This window comes from Streptomyces sp. CC0208, from assembly GCF_003443735.1.
Lineage (GTDB): Bacteria > Actinomycetota > Actinomycetes > Streptomycetales > Streptomycetaceae > Streptomyces > Streptomyces sviceus.
In genome coordinates, this window is sequence record NZ_CP031969.1 from 2,042,305 (window position 1) to 2,055,067 (window position 12,763).

Sequence of the window (12,763 nt, forward strand, 5' to 3'; positions counted from 1 at the left end):
TGTCTCCCCAAGGTGGTGCGGTACGGATGCGGGGTTCAGCCTATGCCTTGCTGTGCGAGAACAGCTTCAGCACCGGTACGCCCACCTTGTGCCGGGCCCGGGACGCCCAGTCGCGGTGGAAGAACTCCTCCACGTAGTGGGGGTCGGTCAGCACGATCACCTCGTCCGCGCCGATCTCGCCGACCAGGGCCTTCAGCGCGTCCAGGGGGTGGTCCTCGACGAGCCGCCCCTCCGCCTCGCTCCCGGAGGCTCTGAGCGCCTGGAGGGACACCTCCAGGGCCCGCTCCCCCACCCCCTTCGCGGCCTCGCCCTCGGGCGTCTCCCGCTCCCGTACGGCCTCGTCCAGCTCGCCCAGCGCCACGTCGTCGATGGCCCGCAGCAGCCGGTCGGCCTGGTCCCCCCGCGGCTGGAGCAGCACATGGAACGCGACCGCCTCGTCGCCGTGCAACGTGGTGACGAACTCCACGTCGGCGGACGTCAGGGCCTTCTCGATCATCAAAACGCTGGTGAACACCGGGCATCCCCTTCTCTGCGCGCTGCGGAAACCATCCTGCCCCGTGATCGCACGGGTACTGCCGGATTCAGTGTGCCCGCCGGAAAACTAAACGGAACGAAAGATTCCGCTGATGTCGGCCTCAGCGGTACCGATCGAACCCGCGTCCGGGCGGTCAGTGCCTGCGATACCTGCTGTAGAGGAAGCCGTCCTCCTCCAGCAGGGAGTCCAGTTCGAACCGCGCCGGGACGGCCACCGACGGCCCCCCGGCGATCCGCTGCGCGCTTCCCGCGGTGAGCATCGGGGACAGGGTCAGACAGAGCTCGTCGAGCACCCCGGCGGCCACCAGCTGCCCGAGCAGCCGGGGGCCGCCCTCGGTCAGCAGCCGGGTGTGTCCGAGCTGGGCGAGCGCCCGCACGGCCCGCGCGGGGTCCACGCCGACACCGTCCCCGGCGATCACCACCCGCGCGCCCGCCTTCTCGGCCGCGGCGACCCGGTCCGGAGCCGCCGCGGCGCCGGTGAGGATCAGCGTGGGCACCAGGGGCGAGGTGTACAGCGGGAGCGAGAAGTCCAGGTCCAGGCTCGCGGTGATCACCGCGATCGCCGGGACCGGGCCCTGTCCGGCCGCCTCCCGGAGCTCCGCGAACTCGTCCCGCACGCGTGCGGGCCGGTATCCCTCCTGCCGTACCGTTTCGGCACCGGCGATCACCACGTCCGCAAGGGCTCGCAACGTTCCGAAGATCCGCATGTCGGTCGCGGTGGAGATGGGGTGCGACCGGCCGTCGTGCTGGGCGGCCCCGTCCAGCGTGGAGACCATGTTGGCGCGCAGCCACACCTCGGGGGTCCCGGGGCCGGGCCCGAGCTCGGGGTACGCGTAGGCGGCGGCCAGCTCGGCGAGGCTCCAGTCATGGCCGGTCTCCCCCTCGGGGTTCCGGATCTCTGTCTCGTCGGTCACAGGGAACAGGCGTCGCATGTCGTGCAGTGTGGCACGGCGCTTAGCATGGTGAACCGTGTCTACTTCCCCTGCCGCGTCCGGGTCCGGTTCGATGACCGACACCGCCCCGCTCTCCCTGTGCGACCGTGAGCCGCACGTTCCCGCGGACCGGCTGGTCGCCGAGATGGTGCCGCCGCCGCGGTTCGACTCGGTGCGTTTCGACACGTACATCCCGGACCCGAACCAGCCCAGCCAGACCGAGGCCGTCCGGGTCCTGGAGGGCTTCGCGGCGGGCCTCGGCGGCGCGCACGCGGTCGGCGGCGGCAGGCGCGGCTTCCTCGGACTCGGCAGGCCCAGGGCCCCGAAGACCCCGGCGGGCCCCCGTGGCGTCTACCTCGACGGCGGCTACGGCGTCGGCAAGACCCACCTGCTGGCCTCCCTCTGGCACGCCACCCCCGCCGAACCCTCCCTCAAGGCGTTCGGCACCTTCGTCGAGCTGACCAACCTGGTCGGCGCCCTCGGCTTCCAGAAGACGGTCCAGACGCTCTCCGGCCACCGTCTGCTGTGCATCGACGAGTTCGAGCTGGACGACCCGGGCGACACCGTCCTGGTCTCCACCCTGCTGGGCAAGCTGGTCGACGCGGGCGTGGCGCTCGCCGCCACCTCCAACACCCTGCCGGGCAAGCTCGGCGAGGGCCGGTTCGCGGCCGTCGACTTCCTGCGCGAGATCCAGGGCCTGGCGGCGCACTTCCGGCCGCTGCGCATCGACGGCGAGGACTACCGCCACCGCGGGCTGCCCGAGGCGCCGGCGCCGTTCACCGACGAGGAGGTCACGAGGGCGGCGTACGCCACCGAGGGCGCCTCGCTCGACGACTTCCCGAGCCTGCTGGCACACCTCGCCAAGGTCCACCCCAGCCGGTACGGCGCCCTGACCGACGACCTCCGGGCGGTCTGCCTCACCGACGTGCAGCCGGTGCCGGACCAGTCGACGGCGCTCCGGCTCGTGGTGCTCGCGGACCGTCTCTACGACCGCGAGGTTCCGGTGCTGGCCTCCGGGCAGCCCTTCGACCGGCTGTTCAGCGAGGAGATGCTGAACGGCGGCTACCGCAAGAAGTACTTCCGCGCGATATCCCGGCTGACCGCGCTGGCGCGCGACGCGAAGGGTCTCGTCGCTTAATCACAGCGAAACCTCGCACGTCAAGAGGGAGTTCGCGTCAGCGACCCCTCGCGCTTCAGCCTCTCTTCAGCCGGAAACGTTAAGTTAACCCTGCAAACGACTTTGCCGAGTTAGGGTGTTTCTTGACCAGTCATTGACCAGTGGTTGGTCTGGACTAGAGGTGTGAATCATCGAGAGGGGGGCGCATGATGCGAGGTGCGAGGCTACGGACCGCGGTAGCGGCCCTCACCGCCGTGCTTCTGGCGCTCCTTTTCTTCACATCCTCCACGGAATTCGCAACCGCGCACACAGGCCGTCAGGCTGAGGCCAAAGCCCAGAGCGGGACCCCGCTCTCCGGCAAGGCGTCACGCGCCGAAGCCCCCGGCAAACGCCACTGCAACCACCTCGGGGACCCGACCGGTCCCCTGCGCACCCGCGACCGGCACCGCGCCGTCGACTTCGCCCCCGAGGGGCCCGAGAGGCCCCTGCCGGCTCAGCAGCAGCCGGCGGCCGCGCCCGCGCGGGTCGCAGCAAGCGAGTTCCCCCTGTCGAGACCCTCGACAGCCCACGCTCCGGCGGCACTTCAAGTGTTCCGCTGCTGACAGCGGAGCAGCCCCACCTGCGTTCCCCCACCTGTCATGTAAGCCGACGCGCCCTTCGGCGCGCCAGGTAACCCGACGCGCCCCCACAGCGCGCCAGGAGGAGTCACCACATGCAGCCCCTCATCGACAACGCCCGTACGTTCGGACAGCGCCCTGAGGAGTTCGCCAAGCTGGCCGAAGGCCAGTCCCCCCAGGTTCTGTTCATCACCTGCTCGGATTCCAGGGTCGTCCCGGCCCTGATCACGGGCGCCAGCCCGGGCGAGCTCTTCGAGCTGCGCACCGCGGGCAACATCGTTCCCCCCTACGCCTCGGAGCACCCCACCAGCGAGGCGGCCACCATCGAGTACGCCGTGGAGGTGCTGGGCGTCCGCGACATCGTGGTCTGCGGACACTCGCACTGCGGCGCCGTCGGCGCCCTGGTCCGCGGCGACGACCTGGACGCCGTTCCGGCCGTGCGTGCCTGGCTCAACCACGCCACCCCGCGCCCGGCCGGCGCCACCGAGGACCCGGAAGTGGCCGAGGGCGTGCAGAACCACGTCCTGGCCCAGGTGCTGCGCCTCAGGTCGTACCCGTTCATCGACAAGAAGCTGGCGGAGGACCAACTGACCCTGCACGCCTGGTACTACGAGGTGCACACGGGCGCGGTGCGCGTCCACCGCGCCGAGACCGACGCGTTCGAGGGTCTGTGATCGCCATGATGACCAAATACCCTCACCTGCGGCAGGACTTCGCCGCTTCCCTGGTCGTCTTCCTGGTCGCGCTCCCGCTCTGCGTGGGCGTGGCCGTCGCCTCCGGCGTCCCGGCCGAACTGGGCCTCGTCACCGGCATAGTCGGCGGCATAATCACCGGTCTGATGCGGGGCAGCAGCCTCCAGGTCTCAGGACCCGCGGCCGGTCTGACCGTGCTCGTCTTCGAAGCGGTGAGCGAGTTCGGGCTGCCCGCGCTCGGTGTCATCGTGCTGGCCGCCGGACTGATCCAGCTCGCCATGGGCGCCCTCAAGCTGGGGCGCTGGTTCCGGGCGATATCCGTCTCGGTCGTCGAGGGCATGCTGGCCGGTATCGGTCTCGTGATCATCGCGGGCCAGCTCTACTCGGCGGCCGGTCTGAAGGCCCCCGCCTCCGGACTGGACAAGATCCTCGGCCTGCCCGGCGCCGTCGTCGACGCGCTGGGAAGCACCACGGCGCTCGTCTCGCTCGCCGTCGGCGCGGGCACCATCGCGGTGCTGGTGCTGTGGAAGAAGCTGCCCAAGAAGGCGCAGACCGTGCCGGGCGCGCTCGCCGCGGTCCTGCTGGCCACCGTGGTCACCCAGGTCTTCGGTCTGTCGATCGCCACCGTCGAGGTGAACGGCCTGCTGGCCTCCATCCAGCCGCCCGGTATGGACGCCTTCGGCGAACTGGCCAACCCGGCCATCTTCGGCACGATCATCGCGTTCACGCTGATCGCCTCCGCCGAATCGCTGTTCAGCGCGGCCGCGGTGGACCGCCTGCACGACGGTCCGCGCACCGAGTACGACAAGGAGCTCATGGCCCAGGGCGTGGGCAACACCGTGTGCGGCGCGCTCGGCGCCCTGCCCATGACCGCGGTCATCGTGCGCAGCTCCGCCAACGTCCAGGCGGGCGCGAAGACCAAGGCGTCCCGGGTCATGCACGGCGTGTGGCTGCTGCTGTTCGCGGCCCTGCTGCCCTCGGCGCTGGCCCTGATCCCACTGCCCGCGCTCGCCGGCATCCTGGTCCACGCCGGTTTCAAGCTGATCCCCTTCAAGGAGATCGTGTCGCTGTGGCGCGGCCACCGCGGTGAGGCGCTGATCCTGGTGGCCACGGCCGTCTCGATCGTCGCGGTGAACATGTTCGAGGGCGTGCTGATCGGTCTGGCCCTGTCGGTCGTCAAGACCGCCTGGGAGGCATCGCACCTCAAGCTGGAGATCGTCGACAAGGGCGCGGGCCCGATCCAGGCCCACCTGTCGGGCAACGCGACCTTCCTCAGGCTGCCGAAGATCCTCGACAGTCTGGAGTCGCTGCCCCAGGACCGGCCCGTGGAGCTGGACCTCTCCGGTCTGCACCACCTGGACCACGCCTGCCGTACGGCTCTGGAGAACTGGGCCGAGCGGCACAGCGCGGTCGGCACGGAACCGGTCCGGGTCACGGAACCGGAGCCGGCGAAGGCCACCGCCGCCTAGCGCTCTCCCGCCCGGTCCGGGGCCTGTCGTGGCCCCGGGCCGGGCACCGGGCATATCGTTGCAGGAGCAGACATACAGACCTCTGGACGAGGAGGTCGGAATGCTCCAGGAACTGTTGACGGCGGCCGTGGCGGCCGCGGCCGCCGGGACCGTCTACCTCGCGGCGGCGGCCAGGGTCGTCAAGCAGTACGAGCGCGGAGTGGTCTTCCGCCTCGGACGCCTCGCGGGCGAGGTGCGGGACCCCGGGTTCACGGCGATCGTGCCGTTCGTGGACCGGCTGCACAAGGTGAACATGCAGATCGTCACGATGCCGGTGCCGGCCCAGGAGGGCATCACCCGGGACAACGTGACCGTGCGCGTGGACGCGGTGGTCTACTTCCGGGTCGTCGACGCGGCGAGCGCCCTCGTCAAGGTCGAGGACTACAAGTTCGCCGTCTCCCAGATGGCGCAGACCTCGCTGCGCTCGATCATCGGCAAGAGCGAGCTGGACGACCTGCTGTCCAACCGCGAGAAACTCAACGAGGGCCTGGAGCTGATGATCGACAGCCCGGCCGTCGGCTGGGGCGTGCAGGTGGACCGCGTCGAGATCAAGGACGTGTCGCTGCCGGACACGATGAAGCGGTCGATGGCACGCCAGGCCGAGGCCGACCGTGAGCGGCGGGCCCGGGTCATCAACGCCGACGCCGAACTCCAGGCATCCAAGAAGCTCGCCGAAGCCGCCAAGGAGATGTCCGAGCAGCCCGCCGCACTGCAACTCAGGCTGCTGCAGACGGTCGTGGCGGTGGCCGCCGAGAAGAACTCGACACTCGTCCTGCCCTTCCCGGTGGAGCTGCTGCGCTTCCTGGAACGGGCGCAGGAACACCCGACCGGGACCTGACGGGCCGGGACACGCTACGCGCGTGGTTCCCGCGGGCCGACCCAGGTGATAGACACAGCGACGTCACAGTCCTGTCCGCCAGCAGGAAGGTTGCTTCGCCATGTCTCTGTCCGGTTCTCCGGCGACACGACGTCAGGTCCTGGCCCGTTCCGGCGCCTTGGGCGCGGGTATCGCCTTCACCGGCGCCCTCTCCGAACTCTTCGCCGGCACCGCCGCCGCCCAGTCCCTCGGACACCACGGCTACGGCCCCCTCGTCCCCGACCCGAAGGGCCTGCTGGACCTGCCGAAAGGTTTCCGTTACAAGGTCCTCTCCCGCGAGGGAGACCAGCTCCGCTCCGGTGAGGGCAAGGTCCCCTCGAACCACGACGGCATGACCGCTCTGCCCGGCAGACACGGTCGCGTCCACCTGGTCCGCAACCACGAGAACCGCCCCACCGCGGCCATCGCCGTCCCCACCGTCGACGGTCTTACCTACGACCCGGCGGGCAAGGGCGGCTGTACGGCCCTCACGCTGGACTCCCGCAACAACGTGCTGTCGGAGCGGGTCGCCATCGCCGGCACCGCCGTCAACTGCGCGGGCGGGCCCACGCCTTGGGGCACCTGGCTCACCTGCGAGGAGACCGAGGACAAGGCCGGCACCAACGGCTACACCAAGGACCACGGCTTCATCTTCGAGGTCGATCCGACGGACCCGCACCGCAGTGGCGCGGTCCCGCTGACCGCGATGGGCCGCTTCCAGCACGAGGCCATCGCGATCGACCCGAAACGCGGCATCGTCTACGAGACCGAGGACGCCTTCCTCAAGCCCTTCGGCCTCTTCTACCGCTTCCTGCCCCACAAGCCCGAGGGTGGCCTCGGTTCACTGCGCGCGGGCGGCCGGCTCCAGGCGATGCGGGTGCCCGGCGTACCGGACCTGTCCGCGATCCAGGAGACCGGCGCCTGCTTCGAGGGCATCGAATGGGTCGACGTACCGGACCCGCTGGCCACCGAAACCCCCGTCCGGCTCCAGGACTTCGGCCCCAAGGGCATCACCCACGCCCAGAAGCTGGAGGGCTGCTACTGGGGCGGGACGTCCGTCTACTTCGTCTCGTCGTTCGCGCACAGCGCCGACGGTTCGGCCGCCGACCACTTCGGGCAGATCTGGCGCTACGACCCCTCGGCGCGCCGCCTCACCCTGGTGATCGTCTTCGGTCCAGACACCGATGTGCAGCTGCCCGGCGAGTCCCCGGACAACATCTGCCTCGCGCCCAGCGGTGGCCTGATGGTGTGCGAGGACGGCAGCGGCGCCCAGCACGTCTTCGGTGTGACCCGGCACGGCGAGGTCTACGCGATGGCCCGCGGCCGGCAGAACATCGGCACGCCCGAGGCACCGGAATGGGGCGAGTTCGCCGGCGTCACCTTCTCCCCCGACGGGCAGACGATGTACGTCAACTGCTACACGCCCGGGACGACCTTCGCGGTGACGGGGCCCTGGCGCAAATAGCCGCCTGAACGACGGCCGGCGCGCCCCTGTCCCCCGGCGCAGGATCGAGGGGCCGGCCCCGGACCGGAAGGGGTGCCCCATGTCGAAGAAGGGCTCGAAGGCCCGCGAGGCGAAGAAGGGCGCGCAGGGCGGGGACGGCCTCGCCCTGCGCGAGCTGCTGCGCGTACCGGGCGGCAAGCCGGTGGACCTGGCCGCCCACGACGCGCGGGAGACCCCGGCCGGCCCCCGTGACAAGCGGGCCGGCCGGGCCGCGATGACCGAGCTGTCCGACCCGCTCGCCGACCTCCAGGAACGTTTGTGGGCGGCGAGCTCGGCGGGCGACCGGCGCCGGGTCCTGCTGGTGCTGCAGGGCATGGACACCAGCGGCAAGGGCGGCACGGTCAAGCACGTCATCGGCCTGTTCAACCCGTCCGGCTGCCGTGTCCACGCCTTCAAGGCCCCCACGCCGAAGGAACTCACGCACCCCTTCCTCTGGCGCATCAAGAAGGCCCTGCCGCAAGCCGGCGAGCTGGGCATCTTCGACCGCTCGCACTACGAGGACGTCCTCATCGCCCGCGTCCGCTCCCTCGCCGCGCCCGCGGAGATCGAGCGCCGCTACGACGAGATCAACCGCTTCGAGAAGGCCCTCACCGACGACGGCGTCACCGTCGTCAAGTGCTTCCTGCACATCTCGTACGGCGAACAGCGCGACCGCCTCCTCAAGCGCCTGGACCGCCCGGACAAGCACTGGAAGTTCAACGTCGCCGACATCGACGAGCGCGCCCTGTGGCCCGCCTACCAGCAGGCGTACGAGCTGGCCCTGGAGCGCTGCTCGACCCCGTACGCCCCCTGGTACCTGGTCCCCGCCGACCGCAAGTGGTACCGGAACTGGGCGGTCAGCCGGCTCCTCCTGGAGCACCTGTCGGAGCTGGACCCGCGCTACCCGGAGGCGGACTTCGACGTGGAGGAGGCCCGCCGACGGCTGCTGGAACAGTGAATCCCGGGGTACTCGGGGCGCATGACCGAGAACCGGCATGTCAAGGGCTCGTACTGGCTGGAGACGGCACCCGGCGGACCCCGGCCGCCGCTGACCGAGGACCTCGACGTCGACGTGGCCGTCATCGGCGCCGGCATCGCCGGGCTGAGCACGGCGTGGGAGCTGACGCGGGCCGGCCGGCGGGTGGCGGTCCTGGAGGCCGGGCAGGTGGCCGCCGGCGTCACCGGGCACACCACGGCCAAGCTGACCGCCCTGCACACCCTGATCTACGACAAGCTGCGCCGCACCCGCGGCCCCGAGGGCGCCCGGCTGTACGCCCGCTCGCAGAGCGAGGCGATCGAGCGGGCCGCCGAGATCGCGGAAGAGCTGGGCGTCGACTGCGACTGGGAGCAGCGCAGCGCCTACACCTACGTCCATGACGAGAGCCGGGTCGAGGAGCTGCGGGCCGAGGCGGCGGCCGCCCGGGAGGCGGGACTGCCGGCGTCGTTCGTGACGGAGACCGGGCTGCCGTTCCCGGTGGCGGGCGCGGTGCGGGTGACCGGGCAGGCGCAGTTCCATCCGCGCAAGTACCTGCTGGCCCTGGCCGAGGACCTGGTCGCCTCCGGTGCGGCCGTGCACGAGCACACCGCGGTCCTCGGGCTCGACGAGGGCGAGCCGTGCCGGCTGTCGACCGACACCCGGGCCACGGTGACGGCCCGGGACGTGGTGGTCGCCACCCACTACCCGATCTTCGACCGGGCCCTGCTGTTCGCCCGGCTCTCCCCGCGCCGCGAGCTGGTCGTCGCCGGGACGATCGAGCGGGAGCGGGACCCGGACGGCATGTACATCACGCCGGACGAGGGCACCCGCTCGGTCCGCACGGCCCCCTGGGACGCCGACCGGCGGCTGCTCATCGTCACCGGCGAGCACTTCACCCCCGGCACGGGCGACACCCGGGCCCGGTTCGACGACCTCTCGGCCTGGGCCACTCGGAACTTCCCGGGCGTCGAGCTCAGCCACGCCTGGGCCACCCAGGACAACGACCCCACCGACACCGTGCCGCTCGTAGGCCCGCTGCACCCGGGGGCCCGGCACGCCTATGTCGCCACCGGCTTCGGCGGCTGGGGCATGAGCGGCGGCATCATGGCGGGCCGCCTGCTCGCGGCCCAGATCACCGGCGAGGAGTGCGCGTGGAGCGAGCTGTACGACCCGCGCCGCCTGCGCTCGACGGTCCGCGAGGCCCCGACCTTCCTCAAGACCCAGGGAAAGGTGGCCCGCCACTTCGTCGGGGACCGGCTGCGCCCGGCACCCCCGCTGGAGTCCCTCCCGCCGGGCGAGGGCGCGGTGGTCCGGGTGAACGGCGACCGCCTCGCGGTCTACCGCGACGACGACGGCGACCTCCACGCCGTCTCCCCCCGCTGCACCCACCTGGGATGCCTGGTCTCCTTCAACGGCGCCGAGGACGCCTGGGAGTGCCCGTGCCACGGCTCCCGCTTCGCCACGGACGGCAAGGTGATCCAGGGGCCGGCGACCAAGCCGCTGGAGCAGCGGGACATCTGAGCGGGTGATGTCACGGCCGGGGTGACCGGCGAAGAGGACAGTTCGCCATATTTTCATATGGTGATCACTCTCGTACGACGCGTCACCGCCGCCTGTCTCCTCGGCGCCGCCCTCTCGGCCTGCGCCGCCACTCCCCACCAGGCCCCCCGGGTGACCCGCCCGGCTCCCTCCACGGCCTCCGCTCCCTCCACGGCCTCCGCTCCCTCCACGACCTCCGCGCCCCCCACGCTCGCCCCCGGCCCCGGGGGTCTGACCCCCGTCTTCAAGCACGGCTCCCGTGCCCGCGGCAGGACGGTCGCGCTCACCTTCGACGCCGACATGACCGCGGGCCAGGGGGCCCGGGCGGCGGCCGGCGAGCACTTCGACAATCCCGGGCTGATCGCGGCGCTGCGCGCCCTGAAGGTGCCGGCCACCGTGTTCATGACCGGGCGGTGGGCCGAGGAGTATCCGGACCAGGCCCGTTCTCTCGGGCGGGACCCGCTCTTCGAGATCGCCAATCACTCCTACAGCCACTACGCCTTCACCGACGACTGCTATGGGCTGCCGACGGTCTCCGGCGACCGGATGCGGGCGGACGTGGAGCGGGCGTACGCGGCGTTCCGTAAAGCGGGGGTGCCGGACGCGAGGCCGTACTTCCGCTTCCCCGGCGGGTGTTACGACCGGCGGGCGCTGAAGGCGCTGACCCCGGTCGGCGTGACCGCCGTGCAGTGGGACGTGGTGAGCGGGGACGCGTTCGCGACGGACGCTCAGGCCGTGTCCCGGCAGGTGCTGGAAGGCGTGCGTCCGGGGTCGGTCGTGGTCATGCACTGCACGCGCAGTGCCGCGCCGACGACGGAGCGGGTGGTGCGGACGGTGGTGCCCGAGCTGCGGGCGCGGGGGTTCCGGTTCGTGAAGGTGTCCGCGCTGATCGGGTCCTAGGCTGGAGGGATGAGCGAAGACCACTGCACGATCGGAGACGTGCCGAAGCCGCCGGTCGCCGAGGGGCCGCCGTACGCGATGGGGGTCCCCCCGCTCGAGCGAAGCCGAGAGTGGGGGAGCGTGCTGTGCCGGAAGCCGACCGAGTATCCGGAGTCGTTCAAGGGGATCACTCTGTGCCCGGTGTGCGAGTGGCAGGAGGCACAGCGGACGGCTTGTTCGGGGTGACCTTAGGGTTGTGCGGGTGAGCCACGATGTGACGCCCTCGACCGACAGCCCCTTCCGTTCCGAGCCGACCGCACGCGACCAGGCACCCCAGTTCGTGCTGCCCCTGGTCGTCCGCATCGAGAAGGCCGCTCCGCCCGCTCGTACAGACGCCCTCGAGACCGCCGCCCGCGCTGTTCTCGTCCTGCTCGCCGACGAGCGCTCGGCCGGCGACGGGGAGTGGGCCGAGGTGGTGCGGGACTGGCAGGACGCCCGGATCCGCAAGGTCGTACGGCGGGCCCGGGGGGCCGAGTGGCGGCGGGCCGAGGCCTTGCCCGGGATCACCGTGACGGGGAAGTCGGCCGAGGTGCGGGTGTTTCCGCCCGTGCCGCTCGACGGATGGCCCAAGGAGCTGGCCAGGCTCCAGGTCTCCGGTACCGATCTGGACGATCCCGAGCCGCCCGCGGCGGCGGACCCGGCGGCCCCCGTGCTGTGGCTCAGCCCGGACCTCGACATGTCGGCCGGCAAGGCGATGGCCCAGGCCGGTCACGGCGCCCAACTGGCCTGGTGGGAGCTGTCGGCCGAAGAACGGGCCGCCTGGCGGGACGCCGGCTTCCCACTCGCCGTACGGACTGCGGCTCCCGGTCGCTGGGCCGAACTCACCACCAGCGGGCTGCCGTTGGTCCGGGACGCCGGTTTCACCGAGATCGCGCCCGGCTCCTGCACGGTCGTCGCGGACCATCCGGCACTCCGGTGACCAAGGTCGACGGACGCGTCGAGCGGGGCAACCGCACCCGGCGGACCGTGCTGCGGCGGGCCGTCGACATCGCCTCGGTCGAGGGGCTGGAAGCGTTGTCGGTGGGGCGCCTGGCCGGGGAGCTGGAGCTGAGCAAGAGCGGGGTGTTCGCGCTGTTCGGGTCCAAGCAGGAGCTGCAACTGGCGACCGTGCGGGAGGCCTCGCGGATCTTCGTCACCGAAGTGCTGGAGCCGGCCTCCGGGGCGGCCGACGGGCTCGTCCGGCTGCGGGACCTGTGCGAGGGCTGGCTCAGGTACTCGGAGCGGCGGGTCTTCCCGGGGGGCTGTTTCTTCTACGGCGTCATGGCCGAGTTCGACGCCCGCGAGGGAGCGGTCCATGACGCCCTCGCCGAGGCACAGCGCGCCTGGCTCGCGGAGCTGGAGAGGTGCGCCGAGCGGGCCAGGGCCGCGGGCGAGCTGGGCGCGGACACCGATCCGGCGCAACTCGCCTTCGAGCTCGTCGCGTTGATGGAGACGGCGAACGCGATGTCGGTACTGCACGGCGAGACCGCGCCCTATGCCAGGGCCCGGCGGGGCATCGCCGCACGCTTGCGGGGCTGAGATCTGCAGCGAACCGGTCGCCAAGCCGTTTCGCCCTCGAAAACTAGTAGCA

13 protein-coding genes are annotated in these 12,763 nt (G+C 71.4%); 11 read left to right on the forward strand and 2 right to left on the reverse strand.

The window, feature by feature from the left end; all coding sequences use genetic code 11:
- Positions 1–40: 40 nt before the first annotated feature.
- Positions 41–514, reverse strand: a complete 474-nt coding sequence (locus tag D1369_RS09240) for a hypothetical protein (protein ID WP_007385426.1) — start codon at positions 512–514, stop codon at positions 41–43.
- A 154-nt stretch (positions 515–668) separates the two neighbouring features.
- A complete protein-coding gene (locus D1369_RS09245) occupies positions 669–1,466 on the reverse strand; it encodes a pyrimidine reductase family protein (protein ID WP_037901716.1) in 798 nt (265 codons plus the stop codon).
- Between the two features lie 73 nt (positions 1,467–1,539).
- On the opposite strand from D1369_RS09245, the gene zapE reads away from it, so the two are divergent.
- The 11 genes from zapE to D1369_RS09305 all read left to right on the forward strand — a co-directional run bounded on the left by zapE (position 1,540) and on the right by D1369_RS09305 (position 12,711).
- Positions 1,540–2,604: a cell division protein ZapE gene (zapE, locus tag D1369_RS09250; RefSeq protein WP_050789768.1), complete on the forward strand. Its 1,065-nt coding sequence runs from the start codon at positions 1,540–1,542 to the stop codon at positions 2,602–2,604.
- Positions 2,605–3,295: 691 nt separating this feature from the next.
- On the forward strand, positions 3,296–3,874 hold the full coding sequence (locus D1369_RS09260; protein ID WP_007385423.1) for a carbonic anhydrase: 579 nt from the start codon (positions 3,296–3,298) through the stop codon (positions 3,872–3,874).
- 8 nt (positions 3,875–3,882) lie between these two features.
- Complete coding sequence (locus D1369_RS09265) at positions 3,883–5,361, forward strand: SulP family inorganic anion transporter (RefSeq protein ID WP_037903769.1); 1,479 nt, start codon at positions 3,883–3,885, stop codon at positions 5,359–5,361.
- 100 nt (positions 5,362–5,461) lie between these two features.
- On the forward strand, positions 5,462–6,238 hold the full coding sequence (locus tag D1369_RS09270) for a slipin family protein (protein ID WP_037901713.1): 777 nt from the start codon (positions 5,462–5,464) through the stop codon (positions 6,236–6,238).
- A gap of 100 nt (positions 6,239–6,338) precedes the next feature.
- Positions 6,339–7,721 (forward strand): PhoX family protein, encoded by a 1,383-nt coding sequence (locus D1369_RS09275; protein WP_007385420.1) that lies wholly within the window; start codon positions 6,339–6,341, stop codon positions 7,719–7,721.
- A 79-nt stretch (positions 7,722–7,800) separates the two neighbouring features.
- On the forward strand, positions 7,801–8,697 hold the full coding sequence (locus D1369_RS09280) for a polyphosphate kinase 2 family protein (protein WP_118082400.1): 897 nt from the start codon (positions 7,801–7,803) through the stop codon (positions 8,695–8,697).
- 21 nt (positions 8,698–8,718) lie between these two features.
- The gene (locus D1369_RS09285; RefSeq protein WP_007385418.1) at positions 8,719–10,236 is read left to right on the forward strand and encodes an FAD-dependent oxidoreductase; all 1,518 of its coding nucleotides are present in this window, start codon (positions 8,719–8,721) and stop codon (positions 10,234–10,236) included.
- A gap of 60 nt (positions 10,237–10,296) precedes the next feature.
- Entirely contained in the window at positions 10,297–11,154 is an 858-nt protein-coding gene (locus D1369_RS09290; protein ID WP_106433638.1) for a polysaccharide deacetylase family protein, read from the forward strand.
- Between the two features lie 9 nt (positions 11,155–11,163).
- Positions 11,164–11,379 (forward strand): hypothetical protein, encoded by a 216-nt coding sequence (locus D1369_RS43780; protein ID WP_007385416.1) that lies wholly within the window; start codon positions 11,164–11,166, stop codon positions 11,377–11,379.
- Between the two features lie 16 nt (positions 11,380–11,395).
- Positions 11,396–12,112, forward strand: a complete 717-nt coding sequence (locus tag D1369_RS09300) for an aminoacyl-tRNA hydrolase (protein ID WP_037903767.1) — start codon at positions 11,396–11,398, stop codon at positions 12,110–12,112.
- Positions 12,109–12,711, forward strand: a complete 603-nt coding sequence (locus D1369_RS09305) for a TetR family transcriptional regulator C-terminal domain-containing protein (protein ID WP_037901710.1) — start codon at positions 12,109–12,111, stop codon at positions 12,709–12,711. The genes D1369_RS09300 and D1369_RS09305 overlap by 4 nt, the downstream gene beginning before the upstream one ends.
- The last annotated feature ends 52 nt before the right edge of the window (positions 12,712–12,763 follow it).

What these genes read in the sequence shown, in the direction of transcription:
- D1369_RS09285 (WP_007385418.1), top strand. Translation starts at nt 8,719, where the DNA reads ATGACCGAGAACCGGCATGTCAAGGGCTCGTACTGGCTGGAGACGGCA.
- zapE (WP_050789768.1), top strand. Translation starts at nt 1,540, where the DNA reads ATGACCGACACCGCCCCGCTCTCCCTGTGCGACCGTGAGCCGCACGTT.
- D1369_RS09260 (WP_007385423.1), top strand. Translation starts at nt 3,296, where the DNA reads ATGCAGCCCCTCATCGACAACGCCCGTACGTTCGGACAGCGCCCTGAG.
- D1369_RS09245 (WP_037901716.1), bottom strand. Translation starts at nt 1,466, where the DNA reads ATGCGACGCCTGTTCCCTGTGACCGACGAGACAGAGATCCGGAACCCC.
- D1369_RS43780 (WP_007385416.1), top strand. Translation starts at nt 11,164, where the DNA reads ATGAGCGAAGACCACTGCACGATCGGAGACGTGCCGAAGCCGCCGGTC.
- D1369_RS09265 (WP_037903769.1), top strand. Translation starts at nt 3,883, where the DNA reads ATGACCAAATACCCTCACCTGCGGCAGGACTTCGCCGCTTCCCTGGTC.
- D1369_RS09275 (WP_007385420.1), top strand. Translation starts at nt 6,339, where the DNA reads ATGTCTCTGTCCGGTTCTCCGGCGACACGACGTCAGGTCCTGGCCCGT.
- D1369_RS09270 (WP_037901713.1), top strand. Translation starts at nt 5,462, where the DNA reads ATGCTCCAGGAACTGTTGACGGCGGCCGTGGCGGCCGCGGCCGCCGGG.
- D1369_RS09280 (WP_118082400.1), top strand. Translation starts at nt 7,801, where the DNA reads ATGTCGAAGAAGGGCTCGAAGGCCCGCGAGGCGAAGAAGGGCGCGCAG.